This window comes from Methanolobus sp. WCC1 (assembly GCF_045690315.1).
Taxonomy (GTDB): domain Archaea; phylum Halobacteriota; class Methanosarcinia; order Methanosarcinales; family Methanosarcinaceae; genus Methanolobus; species Methanolobus tindarius.
The window spans coordinates 1,288,926-1,302,068 of the sequence record NZ_CP146979.1 but is presented as its reverse complement, the minus strand read 5'-3'; the positions used below and the strand labels follow the sequence as shown (position 1 = coordinate 1,302,068).

14 protein-coding genes are annotated in these 13,143 nt (G+C 40.2%); 7 read left to right on the top strand and 7 right to left on the bottom strand.

What is annotated here, in order from left to right:
- Window positions 1–27: 27 nt before the first annotated feature.
- The 4 genes from V7O61_RS06365 to V7O61_RS06350 all read right to left on the bottom strand — a co-directional run bounded on the left by V7O61_RS06365 (window position 28) and on the right by V7O61_RS06350 (window position 4,223).
- Entirely contained in the window at window positions 28–1,317 is a 1,290-nt protein-coding gene (locus V7O61_RS06365; RefSeq protein WP_407282389.1) for a hypothetical protein, read from the bottom strand.
- A gap of 7 nt (window positions 1,318–1,324) precedes the next feature.
- Complete coding sequence (locus tag V7O61_RS06360) at window positions 1,325–2,869, bottom strand: BatD family protein (protein ID WP_407282390.1); 1,545 nt, start codon at window positions 2,867–2,869, stop codon at window positions 1,325–1,327.
- Between the two features lie 94 nt (window positions 2,870–2,963).
- The gene (locus V7O61_RS06355) at window positions 2,964–3,467 is read right to left on the bottom strand and encodes a hypothetical protein (protein WP_407282391.1); all 504 of its coding nucleotides are present in this window, start codon (window positions 3,465–3,467) and stop codon (window positions 2,964–2,966) included.
- A 12-nt stretch (window positions 3,468–3,479) separates the two neighbouring features.
- The gene (locus tag V7O61_RS06350; RefSeq protein WP_023846348.1) at window positions 3,480–4,223 is read right to left on the bottom strand and encodes an ATPase domain-containing protein; all 744 of its coding nucleotides are present in this window, start codon (window positions 4,221–4,223) and stop codon (window positions 3,480–3,482) included.
- A 184-nt stretch (window positions 4,224–4,407) separates the two neighbouring features.
- Between V7O61_RS06350 and V7O61_RS06345 the strand changes: the two genes are divergently transcribed.
- Together V7O61_RS06345 and V7O61_RS06340 are read left to right on the top strand one after the other, a co-directional pair.
- Window positions 4,408–5,148: a Nif3-like dinuclear metal center hexameric protein gene (locus tag V7O61_RS06345; RefSeq protein WP_407282392.1), complete on the top strand. Its 741-nt coding sequence runs from the start codon at window positions 4,408–4,410 to the stop codon at window positions 5,146–5,148.
- 13 nt (window positions 5,149–5,161) lie between these two features.
- On the top strand, window positions 5,162–5,323 hold the full coding sequence (locus tag V7O61_RS06340; RefSeq protein WP_023846346.1) for a hypothetical protein: 162 nt from the start codon (window positions 5,162–5,164) through the stop codon (window positions 5,321–5,323).
- 10 nt (window positions 5,324–5,333) lie between these two features.
- Here the strand turns inward: V7O61_RS06340 and V7O61_RS06335 are convergent, their stop codons facing one another.
- The 3 genes from V7O61_RS06335 to V7O61_RS06325 form a co-directional block, all read right to left on the bottom strand.
- Window positions 5,334–5,867, bottom strand: coding sequence for a tRNA (cytidine(56)-2'-O)-methyltransferase (locus tag V7O61_RS06335; protein ID WP_407282393.1), 534 nt, complete (start codon window positions 5,865–5,867; stop codon window positions 5,334–5,336).
- 11 nt (window positions 5,868–5,878) lie between these two features.
- On the bottom strand, window positions 5,879–7,399 hold the full coding sequence (locus V7O61_RS06330; protein ID WP_023846344.1) for an AMP phosphorylase: 1,521 nt from the start codon (window positions 7,397–7,399) through the stop codon (window positions 5,879–5,881).
- A 191-nt stretch (window positions 7,400–7,590) separates the two neighbouring features.
- Window positions 7,591–7,890: a DUF4405 domain-containing protein gene (locus V7O61_RS06325; protein WP_407282394.1), complete on the bottom strand. Its 300-nt coding sequence runs from the start codon at window positions 7,888–7,890 to the stop codon at window positions 7,591–7,593.
- A 489-nt stretch (window positions 7,891–8,379) separates the two neighbouring features.
- On the opposite strand from V7O61_RS06325, the gene V7O61_RS06320 reads away from it, so the two are divergent.
- The 5 genes from V7O61_RS06320 (at window position 8,380) to V7O61_RS06300 (ending at window position 13,129) form a co-directional block, all read left to right on the top strand.
- The gene (locus V7O61_RS06320; RefSeq protein ID WP_288069375.1) at window positions 8,380–8,844 is read left to right on the top strand and encodes a nucleoside deaminase; all 465 of its coding nucleotides are present in this window, start codon (window positions 8,380–8,382) and stop codon (window positions 8,842–8,844) included.
- A gap of 150 nt (window positions 8,845–8,994) precedes the next feature.
- Window positions 8,995–10,173, top strand: coding sequence for a mechanosensitive ion channel domain-containing protein (locus V7O61_RS06315; RefSeq protein ID WP_407282395.1), 1,179 nt, complete (start codon window positions 8,995–8,997; stop codon window positions 10,171–10,173).
- A gap of 39 nt (window positions 10,174–10,212) precedes the next feature.
- Window positions 10,213–11,088, top strand: a complete 876-nt coding sequence (gene pheA / locus V7O61_RS06310) for a prephenate dehydratase (protein WP_407282396.1) — start codon at window positions 10,213–10,215, stop codon at window positions 11,086–11,088.
- Window positions 11,089–11,136: 48 nt separating this feature from the next.
- On the top strand, window positions 11,137–12,054 hold the full coding sequence (locus V7O61_RS06305) for a hypothetical protein (protein WP_407282397.1): 918 nt from the start codon (window positions 11,137–11,139) through the stop codon (window positions 12,052–12,054).
- A 103-nt stretch (window positions 12,055–12,157) separates the two neighbouring features.
- Entirely contained in the window at window positions 12,158–13,129 is a 972-nt protein-coding gene (locus V7O61_RS06300) for a MoxR family ATPase (RefSeq protein ID WP_288069368.1), read from the top strand.
- Window positions 13,130–13,143 lie beyond the last annotated feature (14 nt).

Genomic DNA, 13,143 nt, shown 5'->3' with positions numbered 1-13,143 from the left:
GAAATATTCTCATGCCAGAAAATGACATCATAGTATTTTGTCTTTGGTATTGCTCAAAAATTCCGTAATTTTGTCCAGGATATCATACAGGAATTGCAGTTTACCATGATCCTCCTCTGGCTCGAGAGATTCCTGAGTCTGATTGGAACTTTCATCAGTTACAACCGTTTCCTCAGTATAATCTACATCGTCCTCAATATCCCCACTACCGGCACTTGTTGCCACAACGACATCAGGATCAATAACCTCAAGGAGGATTTTTTTAGAATATGATGTCCCTGAATATTCACTTGAATCTACAAATTTGACAACAGCTGAAGGAATGATAATTTCTCCTCCTTTACCCATTTGCACCGTATATTCTACTGAAAATGTACTGTCCGGATGTAATACAAGACTTCCACCCATTACGCCAGAAATTATTTTACCCCCGACCGGAAGCTGGTCTGTAAGACTTATATAAGCTGCCCTGTCACCTTCGTTAACCACATCAACAGTCATATTTACATTTTCATTCAAATTGACACTATATGCATCAAGCGTCTTACTAACTTTTATGTCAGGACCGTGGACCACAAGAGTGGAAGAATTCATTTCTTTGGAATATACTCTTTCGTTTAACTCTGCATTTATTAAAGTCCCGTTAATCTCATAAGTACCCGGTTTTAATGCTTTTACAGAATATTGAAGCGTCTTTGTACCATATGAGTTAAAAGAGTAATTCCAAACACCGTCTGAATCGGGATCGAATACAAGACCATCGGGCAACACTGCTTTTATAGTGACTGAATCAACCGGTTCCGGCTCCATATGCGTGATATCAAGGATATAATAAGCTCTTTCTCCCATGTATATTTCATCACTGAACTTCTCATCAAATTCAAATGTTGCATCAATTTTTTTAACTATTTTTGGAATTGATCCGGTTGAATTAGAGACAGCAACGCTTAAAACAGTGTACGGTGCCGGTATATCATTGCCTGTAATTATTTCAATTGCAGTGATATTTAATCTGTCGTCAAAAACACTATTATTTGTAAGACCAACTGTATTATTACTTAAAATTGCTCCCCATGAATCTCCATAGACACTGTTGATGGTAAGCATCACATAATCAGTTTCGACATCAATAGGTTTTGCAGGCGAGAAATCCTCAGCTTTTATAAGATAGCCGCTGTGGTTGACCTCATCGCCCCAATAAAGAGTGTACTCCTCCGCATCCAGCCATTCAACATCTTCTGACTGTGCACTTGCAACAATACAGAGGTGTGATAACAGCACAGTCAGTCCTATGAAAAGGAAGATTTGCTGTCTCATAAAGTCATTACCTGTCTTTGCGTTTTGATACGAAATAAACTGCAAACATTGCAAGTATCATAAAGCTTGCTTCAAATCCCGGTTCAACCCTGTCATCCTCTTCATCGTAAATATAATCATCAGTATTGTCATCTGAAATACTTTGTGAAGCACTTGATGAGCTTGATGATGAAGACGAGGACGAACTTTCAGTTGTTACTTCTTCTGAAGGGTCAACAACTGTTATAACAGGCATATTTGAAACCCTTTCACCTTTGTACTCTTCAAAATCAATGAATGTTGCAGTTGTCTCAGGAACTTTAATATCCTCTGTTCCTTCAACTTTTACTATATAAGAATAAGTATAGCTTTTTCCATGTGTTGCAACATCATGGAAACTAAGATCGCCACTAACATAAGTTGCGTTCTCTGGCATTGTTTCGGTTGTAGTTACACTGGCATCCTTTGTTCCCTGGTTTTTCACGGTAACCTTAACTGTAACCTCATCACCGGAACTTACTGATTCAGGACTTACTGTTTTAGTAATAACTATATCAGGTCCGTCAATTTTTAATTTGGGAGTATCTGATTTAAAAGTGTGAGTTTTTCCATTCGGATCAGTAAAAGTAGCCGTTGCAGCAGGGATAGTAAAAGTACCGGTCTTGGTTGGTTTTAAGGTATACTCCAGTATTTTCCCTGCAGTTTCTTTAGAAGTTAAAGACAGTTTTACTTCTGTCTCGACATTATCCTGGACTTCGAGATCGCCTGTCTGCGGATTGTTTAGTGTCACAGAACTCAGGGTGTATATTCCATTGTTCCATATACTCACGGAAACATGAGCAGTTTCATCGATATATATTTCTTCAGTTACAGTTTTTGTGACGAGAAGTTCTACAACAGGCAGAATGGTAATTGTCTCTGTTTCTGAATCTTCATGAATCTCACCATTTATGTCTTCTGACTTTGTAGTTACTGTAATGTCAACATCAGTCTCATCCCAGTATTCAGGAATCTCAAGTTCAATCTCTATCTGGTCAAGCACTTCATCTTCTGCTATTGAAGTAAAGTGATATGATGTCTTACCATCAATAAGTTCCATACCATCGGTATCAATCTCTACTGTAAGATCCTCAGCTTCAGCGTCACCTTCATTGTCTATATCAATAGTTGCAATAATTGAACGGTATGTTACAGTACGTGGATCATATTCATCAGATTCGGTGTCAATAACTATACCCATCTCAGGAATACCTCGATCATAAACTTCGATTGCAGCAGTTGGATTATCCATATTGCCTGTCCATTCATCGAGATTTAGAGTTACTTTCTTAACGAGAATACGAAGGTCATCACCATTTTCACTGTCCCTGTATTCAAAGCCTTCTCCAGCACGTGCAGGGGATTTCTTTTCAAGAATACCGTCACGGTATATGCCTATACTTACGTACTCGTCCTCATTAAAGTCTTCAACTTTTATTGTGTAATCGTCCAGAGTAAGAGTTCCACCCCATTTCAGAGTGCCACTCTTTGCAGCGCTATCGCTCCATTCAATGTCATCAAGCGTATATGCCATTGCAGGTAAACTCAATAAAGCAATAAACGTCAGACAAAACAGACAAAAAAACATTTTACGAATCATAGAAATCCCGGACCTATCGTTTTTAGTACTATATTTTTGGATATAAGGGCTTAAAACCCCTGAGCTGAGAAGGCCTGTCAATGACCTTGGTTCTTGAAGTAGAGTCAGGCATATTCATAAGCGAAGGCCGTAGTATCATTCCTGCAATAGATTTATCAGTTACCACGGAACTTCCATACCCGGAATCTATACGACCATTAGTATTACTAGATATACTTATATCATATACTACTTTCGAATCTTGACGCTCTTTTTCAGCCTCTTTTTTAGAGAGACCTGCATGCATGTCTCTTTCTTTGGCTTTGATGCCTTCTGATTTGCCCGTGGTGTAACGTTCCTTTACCAGTGTGGCAAATCCGGCTGTTTTGGCAAGATCTTCCAGCATGGAATAGCGTTCACTAACCCATCCCAGTTCTGAATGCTTGTGGTAACCTACTTCATAGCCCAGATCATAGGCACTTTTTGTAAGTTCAGCAACCTCAGCATCAGTAAGCTGGGTTTTTTCTTCCTTTTTGGAGAAAAATCTTACCATTTGGATACACCATCATTCAAGAAGGCCACTTATAGCAAGACCCTTATCACCGAAATTAACCGCACGCATGTTACAATCATGCTTTGTACCACGCATTTTGATAATTTGCATTGCACGGGTCATTGTTTTATCATAAAGGAAATTGTGCATGAATATTACACCATGTGCAGCGAACTGCTCAGTAGAGTAAGCACTTGGATCGGTCATCTCGGATATGAGTATGGTCGTGCAGCCGAGTTTCTTAAGATTCCTTATAAAACGGCTCATTTCCTTTTCCTGCAAGGAGAGATCCCTTGTGGTGAACCTGATTGCAGAAACGGAATCTATGACCAGTCTTTTTACATCATACTCTGATACATAGGCTGCGATTTCCCTGAATACCATTGCAGGTGAAGGAGCCTCATGCTCGCCTGCTGATGTTGAAACTTCATAGTCAGGAGTTATGTACTCACTCATCTCATCCATGAAACCATATTCCATCCTCGGACCAAGATCTGCAAAGAGCAGCTTTTTCATCTTGATAAGGGTGAGCACATTCATGGAGTAGTTGGACATATCATCGATAATGTTCTGCGGACTTTCAAGTAAGGTCACATAAAGTCCGGTTTCGCCAAGAGCCGCACCGTGCGCCAGATATTGCACGCAAAAAGTTGTTTTTCCACTGCCTGGTGGACCACTCACCAGATACACACGATCAGAGAGCAGACCGCCCTGCACCAGATCATCAAAACCTTCTATGCCTGTCTTTATCCTCATGAACTATCCTCGAATAACCACTAGTTAGTCTATATATAAGATTTATTTATAATTATACTGTGCATCTATTTGAATGCTTCGATTGTATACACATACAAAAAATAATAGTGAACTTATAGTATTGTGCAAAATTTGCAAAGCTTTTTCCGACAGCTTAAAATCAGTTTGAATTTATTCTTTTTCTATGCAACTAAAAGATGTTATCAGTGTACTGGAGGATATCGCCCCTCCTGAACTGGCGGAAGACTTTGATGTCGGCAGGATAGGTCTGAACCTTGACATGCAGAACGACATTAAAAAGATAGCTGTTGCACTTGATCCTACAGAATATGTACTTAACAGGGCAGCCATGATAGGGGCTGATTTACTTGTCACACACCACACATTGATATTCCATGCAGTGAACTGCATCAATAAAAAACTGGCAGACAGCCTGAAAATTGCACTTGATAACGGGATTTCAATGTACTCAATGCATACAAATTACGATAAGGCTAAAGGCGGAATCAACGATGCACTGGCAAAGAGGCTTGGACTTTCTGATATACAGGAGATCCCCATCGGCCGCATAGGCAGCATTGCTCCATGTTCTGTGGATACTTTTGTCAACCATGTTTCCAAAAGCCTTGGAACCCATGTAATGTTTGCAGGAAACATTAATGAGATAAAAAAAGTAATGGTATTTGGAGGAAGTGGCTTCCGCTCTGAGTACATTGAAACTGCAAGAAGTTTTGGTGCCGATGCCTATGTGTCATCTGAATTAAAGCATGACATAATGCGTTCTTATAGTGACATGCTGCTTGTGGATGCAACACACTACGCCACCGAAAACCCAGGAATGCAGGATCTCTGCCCGTTGCTTGCAGAAAGACTTGGAATTGATGTGGAATTTATAGAGCATGACCCGCTGATAAAGACGATTTAATCTCTGTGATAATATGTCTGAAGAAAAAGACAGAAATACTGATGAAATTGATGAAGATGAACTGGATGAACTCTTCGAGCAGCATGTAAAGAGAAGAGAAGATCCGAAACACCGGGGATACGGTAATTATGAAAGAAGAAGGATTTACAAAGGTCCTTCTGTAAAAAGAGATTGAAGAGAAATCGTTATTCTCTCCTGTCAATTACTTTTTTACCACATTTCTCAGGAACTATTGTCAATTCCCCGCCTTCAAATTCTGCCCTCAGTGGATCGGTTCCCGCTATGCGATCAAGGGTAACGGCTACTGCGGCAACTTCTGAATGAGGCTGGTTTCCAACTGCAACATTCCAGTCGGCCATTTCATAGATTTCAAACGGGACTTTTTCAGCACCAACAACTATCATAAGCTTTTCACAGTCCTTTATCTCAGGAACCGCATCCGGGAGGTTAATCCCATACATTGACAGGTGACAAACCTTGCCGCCGTCTTCTTTCCATTTTTTGATCTCAGCTTTCCAGCTCACATCATTATTAACATAGAAATCACCGCCAAAACGGTTGGAAACATCGGCAATGTTTTCTGAAAGCTTTTTATCATCCGATGCCAAAAGCATACCTTTGGCACCGAAGGCACGTGCTGTCAGGCCAACATGAGTGGTTATCCTCTTGTCACGCTGCGGACGGTGGCCAAGTCTTAATATTACTATTTTTTCAGGCATGTTGATCGTTTTCAGAGTTCTGTTACATCAGCAACTTTCTCAAGAAGCATACCTTCTACAACAATCGGAAGGTCTTCCCTTGCATTTTTAATTGCATCTGCCAGCTTGTCTTCTTTTTCAGCATAGATTGTAAGTACTGGCTGACCAGCTTCAACTGCCTCACCACGCTTCTTGTGAATCCTTACACCTGCACCCTTATCATTTGGGGCGCCTGCAAGCCTTGCAATCTGAACAATGCGCTTGTTATGGAACTCAAGTACATATCCATTTGTAGGAGCCTTCAATTCCGCGGTATACTGGCCTACTTTGATATCCCTGTAAGTTACACTGGGGTCTCCGCCCTGTATCTCAATAATCTCTTTCAGTTTTGCAAATGCTTTGCCGTTTTTCAGGGTTTCTATTGCAAGGTCATGGCCCTGTCCTTTTGCAGCAACACCTCCCATCTCAAGGAGCATACCTGCAAGAACTGCACTCTTTTCAATAAGACTGTTAGGACCTTCCATTGTTTCAAGAACCTGCAATGCTTCAATAACCTCAAGAGCAGGACCAACTGTTCTTCCAACAGGAGAAGCTCCATATGTCAGCGCACAATCAACATCCATACCAAGACGGTCTCCAAGGTTGATAAGGTCCCTTGCAAGTTTCCTTCCGGTTTTCACATCAGGAATCTTAGTACCTGCTCCGGTAGGAATATCCATAACAACTTTCTGTGCTCCGACTGCACCTTTTTTAGCCATTATTGAAGCCAGAAGCTGGCAGTGCGGGTCAATTGAAAGCGGATACTCGATCCTGATAAGTTTGTCATCAGCAGGTGCAATATTAGTTGCACCGCCCCATACGATTACACCACCGACTTTCTCGGTCATTTCCTTGATCTGCTGGGCTGTGAATTCTACGGGAGCCAGAATTTCCATTAGATCTGCTGTTCCGCCTGCACCTGTAATTGCACGGGAACTTGTTTTAGGGATAAGCAAGCCATTAGCTGCAACAATAGGAACAATCAAAAGAGAGATTTTGTTTCCGGGAACTCCACCAATGGAGTGTTTGTCCATGATAGGAGTTGTGGCAAACTCTATGCGTTCACCCGTATCAATCATTGCCCTGGTAAGCCATTCGGTCTCATCCTCACTCATATCTTTAATGTAGGTAGCAGTAAGGAAAGCAGCCAGTTCAATATCATTCAGGTTCTCTTCAACAATATCCTTGACTAGCTCGTAAATCTCATCTCTTTCCAGCCTCTGGCCATCCATAACCTTTCTGATTATGCGTGCGGATTTTGGTTTTTCTGCTGGTTCGACTTCAACTGTTTCTGTCCACTCTTTCTGAAGTTGTTCATGAACTTCATGATACAGCCCTATCATTCCGGGAGCTATCATATCCTCTGTGAAATCAACAATAGCTGTCAGGACTCTGTGATCCCTGATTCTTACCCTGTCACCTTCATTTACTCCCATCTCCTTGGCATCAATGGTATTGAGTACTACCTTGTATTTGCCGACCTTAATATCAATAGGTTGAACTTTTAGCTGCATCATTTCACCTTTAGTATAATATAACAGGGAAATACGCGAAGGAATAAATAGCTTTACGATAAGCCGGAAAAAAAGGTCAGGTATATCTGAAATATACAGGAATTATAGTAATTATGGGAACTATGGAGAGCAGAAAAATAGAAATAAATTATAGATAAGTGGGAAAATCCCAGATACCTGTAATTAATAAATTAGTCTTCAACCGGAACTGGTTGTGCGGTTTCACACTTTGCAGAAAGGCTGCTCTTACCGGTCAGCAAGTTCTTTGTTGTGCAAGCCATCCATTTCCAGTGTAATACCAGATGTATTACTGAGAATGCAACCATCAGTATCCCTATCTGTTCATGCATATGAAGGAGTTCCCTGCTGTCAAATCCAAGGAAACTGGTTCCATGGCTTCCATACATCAGGACAACTCCTGTTACGCTTACTACGACTGACTGTAATAATAGTGGCATATCCACTATATAATTAAGAGTATTTCTTTTCATTTATCCAATCCTCCTTATAATTCTGATATTCCTCTGTTTTTGTTCTTGTTCTCTTTTTCTGATTTTTCAGATATTGTTTTTCAGATTTGTTATTCAGTGTTGTTTGGTGGTATACGATATGAAATTGTGATTTTGTGATTGGTAGAAAGATCACATGTTATTGGTGGTGTACGAGGTGGTACATTGTTGGTGGTTGGTGATGATGGTGGTTGGTGGTTGGTACATTAACATGCGATCTTACAATTCCCAGATTCTCAAATGCAAATATAAACATACTTACCATAGAAAAGACGAAATAAAGCTTTAATTTCAGATTAAAAGAAAATAAAGTTTTGAAATGATGATGAAGCTATAATACTTATTTTCTGACATAATAAATGCCTTATAAAGTTTTATTTTAAATATAATTCACAAAAAAATCTCAAAACATCGAATTTACCGGTTGAATCTACCACTTCATTTAAAACCAATAAATAGTCATACTGTTTCATGGAAAAATTCATGCAGATTGCAATAGATGAAGCAAGGGAGGGAATGGAACACAATCATGGAGGACCTTTCGGGGCAATTATAGTCAAGGACGGAAAAATAATATCCAGAGCACACAACAGGGTATTAGTTACCAATGACCCCACAGCTCATGCTGAAGTCCTGGCAATTCGTCAGGCATCCGAGGTCTTGGACAAATTTGACCTTTCTGACTGTGAGATTTATACAAGTTCACAGCCATGTCCCATGTGTCTTGCAGCAATCTACTGGGCACGAATAACAAAAGTGTATTTTGGAACTAACAAAGAAGATGTTGCAGCAATAGGATTTGATGACAGCCTTTTCTACAAATTTATCAGAGGAGATGCCGACAAGAGTCCGCTGGAAATCATCAACATTGACAGGAAAGAATGTCTCGAACTTCTCAAAGAATGGGATGAAAAAACCGATAAAGAAATGTATTAACTGGCGACACCGGGGAAATTTACATTATACAATCTACATTATATATAGGATGAATTGATGATGATTAAGGCGATTATCAAAATTATCAACACTGGGCAAAACAAAGAGAGTTTGCTGAACTAAGATCAAAGAGAATAAAAGAGGGGAAACGTGGACATAAATCAATTAATCCCGGGAATAATATCATTACTGGTAACCCTCTCGCTAATACTCATCTTTAATTATTTGTTCCACAAAAAGAACCTCTTTTCCAGGGAAAGGATAATTCAGCAGATTATATACATAATAATACTGGCAATCGGACTTTTGCTCACGATATTCACATTGCCAATTAACGTTGAAGACAAGAACCTTGTCCTGACTTTTGTGAGTATTGTCATCGGTGCCATAATCACTTTCTCTTCCACGACTTTTGTGGCAAATGCAATGGCAGGTATTATGCTCCGCCTGATTAATCCGTTCAGGGTAGGAGATTTCATCAAAACCGACGGAACCTTTGGCAGGGTTACAGAGATTTACTTCCTGCATACTCAGGTCCAGTCTATTGACCGTGATCTGATTACAATCCCTAACCTGACACTTGTATCAAAACCCCTGAAAACCATAAGGTCATCAGGTACTATTATTACTACAGGTGTTTCACTGGGATACAATATACCCAGAAAGGATATTGAAAAAAGTCTTCTTCAGGCTGCTGAAACTACAGGACTTGAAAATCCTTTTGTGCATGTAGAGAAACTGGGCGACTTCTCAATAAGCTACAAAGTCGGGGGTCTTCTGAAGGATATTGACAGGATAATCACTGCAAGATCGGATTTTAAGAAGAATGTAATTGATAAGCTGCATAACTCTGACATAGAGATAGTTTCCCCCACATACATGAACCAGAGAGTGTTCAGTGAAGACTACGTGTGCATGCCGCCAAAAGAAGATACAGGAAAAATCACGAGGGAGAAAGAACCTGAGATCCATACTGAAGATATCATCTTTGACAAAGCTATAATGGCCCAGATGCTTGACAGGATTTATACTATAGCAGATAAGCTGCCTGCCCGCAGAAAGGATATGGAAGATAAGATAAAAGAAATCCCTGATGAGGATAAAAGGGCAGAGTTAAAAGAACAGATCGGCATGCTTGCTAAAATTGAAGAAGACATCAACCCTGAAATACAGGATCTTAAAGACCTTCCGGATATAACATCCATGCCAGATGACAAAGATGATGAATATATAGAAAAGCTTGTTACTGCTGAGAAGGACATAACTCTTCTGGACAACAGGCATGAAGACCTTGAGAAGAAAATATTTAAAGCCCTTGAACAAGAATGATGAAAAGATTTTCTTAGATTAGGGTCATTGAGGAACAGAATGAGAATTGGAGTACTCGGGCTTAAAGGCTCATATTCAGAAAAAGCTGCAAAGCAGTGGATTGCAGAAAACGTACCGGGAGAAGATAATAATCTTGAGCATTGCTCGGATATTCAGGATGTTTTTTCCCTGCTGGAAAATGAAGAATGTGACATTGGTGTAGTGCCACTTGAAAATTCAATTGAAGGATCAGTTGGTGTTACCCTTGACCTGCTTCTTGAAAAGGATGTAACCATCATCGGTGAGGCCATTGTTACGATAGAACACTGTCTTCTTTCAAATGGCAGAAAAGAAGATATCAAAGTTATACTTTCACATCCGCAGGCTCTTGGACAGTGCCGCAACTTTGTGAAAAAGACATTCCCGCTTGCAGAGCTGAGAACCACAGGAAGCACGTCCCATGCTGCAAAACTTGCTACGGAATTTGAGGAAATGGCTGCAATAGCCTCCCCGGAAACAGCAGATGTATATAAACTGGATATTCTGATGCCTGATATTCAGGACAGGAAACACAACCATACACGTTTTGTTGTTATTGCAAGATCTGAGACCGCAGAAGATTTAGTCAAATCCCTGAGACTTGTGGATTCGGATATTCCTTACAAAACATCAATAATAGTTTATCTTGACCGCGACCGTCCGGGTGCGCTTTATTCCATACTGGGAGAATTTGCAGGACATAATATCAATCTCACAAGGATAGAGTCAAGACCATCAAAGAAAGTACTGGGAGACTATGTTTTCTACATTGACTTCGAGGGAAAAATAAGCGATGATATTATAAAAGATGCAATATATAACATAGAGTCGAGCGTAGGGATGCTAAAAATGCTTGGTTCTTACCCGGAATTAGATTCCGGTTGTAAATCCAACTGATATATACAGAAAACTAAAATTTACCTTACAGAAAAAAGCGGTGCAATTATGGATACGGACGTCAGGAGTTTTGTTAAAAAACAGGAAGCTGCACTCAAAAAATATCGCAGGTTATACAAAATTCTGGATTTTTTCGGAACTGCAATAATTCTGTATTTATTGTTATTCTATTTCCGCATGGATCAGGTTTTCCCGTATCTCAGTAGTTTTGAAGTCCGTGCAGGAACTTCTTATGATATTCTGGGAATCAGTATTGCATTTGAGACTCTTGCATTATCTTTTGTAGCAGCTTTCTTTTCACTAATTATAACAGTGATTCGTCATCGTAGGGATGATAAGACAAAAGCAATTCCACTTATTGAGAAAAAGAACCCGGAACTGCATGAAAAACTGAGAACCGCATATGATAATGCCAACGAGGGAAACCTCATTGTTGCAGACCTTCTAAGTTCGGTATCATCAAAGATTGCAGTTATTGCTTCATCAGCCCTTCTCATAAAAGGTAAACTGGTAATTGGAGTTGTGCTTATCCTGGTTTCCAGTACAACAACGGTATATGTAGTAGACCATGATGTACGCACCAATCTTTTTGATCAGAGTGAGCTTGGGGATGTAGTAGACAGCATTCCTGGAATAGGTAACGGTGACGATACATCATCCGGAGACGATATTTTTGTTTTCGATGACGAAGGAAGTGATGAAGACAGTAATTCACTTACAGAGAATCTCACAGGAGACACTGCAATAATCATTGAAGATGGGAAAGAAGTTGACCTAACATTACCTGCAGGATCCGGTGTCGGCTTTGTAGAAGGAAACGAATCAGAGGAATCGGACACTGACTTTGACCAGTCATCACCTTACGAGAGAAGTATAATTTCATCCCAGACATATGATGAGGAACTGCCTGATGGCTACGAGACTATCATCAGGGAATACTTTGAAGCTCTGGCAGAGGCAGATTAAATATTTATCATTTATAGTAAAATTTAAAACGAACATAATTTTACAATTTACAAAATTCTATTAATACAACTTAATTCACAGGACAAAGATAAAGGAGATAACAATGGCTAGTGAGATAAACTCAAGGGACCTGTCACAAACATATAAAATGGCTGGTGATATGTTCGTGACCCTTTTCAATGAAATTGGAAAGGTAGTTGTAGGCCAGGCAGAAACGGTAGAACAGATAGTAATCGCAATACTTTGTAACGGGCATGCACTTGTGGAAAGTAATCCGGGTCTTGGAAAAACTCTTACAATTTCCACCATATCAAAATCAATGGACCTGAACTTCAGCAGGATACAGTGTACACCTGACCTTATGCCTGCGGATATCACAGGAACCCAGATAATTGAAGAAAATGACGGACACAAGGAATTTAAGTTCGAATACGGACCTATTTTTGCAAACATCGTGCTTGCTGATGAAATAAACCGTGCTTCACCCAAGACACAGTCATCTTTACTTGAAGCCATGCAGGAAAAGCAGATAACTGTTGGAAATGACACGTACATCCTTGAACAGCCTTTTTTCATACTGGCAACCCAGAACCCCATAGAAATGGAAGGAACTTTCCCGCTTCCAGAAGCCCAGCTTGACAGGTTCCTGCTTAAGATCCTTGTAGATTATCCAAGCTACGAAGATGAGATAGAGATAGTAAACCGCTATACAAAATCAATTTCTCCAAGTGTCAACAAGGTTGTTAACAAGAACACACTGCTTGACCTTCAGAAACTCACAAGGGACGTTCCGGTTGCAGATGACATAAGGAACAGGGCTATCAAAATTGTCATGTCAACACGTATCAGCAGTGAGTTTATTGAATACGGTGCATCCCCAAGGGCATCCATTGGTATTATCCTGGCAGCGAAGGCAAGGGCACTTATCAAAGGACGTAATTACGTCAGTGCCGAGGATATCGATGCCATGGCGTATCCTGTACTCAGACACAGGGTCGTGCTCACTTTCGAAGCTGAAAGAAGAGGCGTGACCACTGACCAGGTTATCAAGAGCATACTTGAGAAGATAAAGTAAGGCTGTTTGCCGTT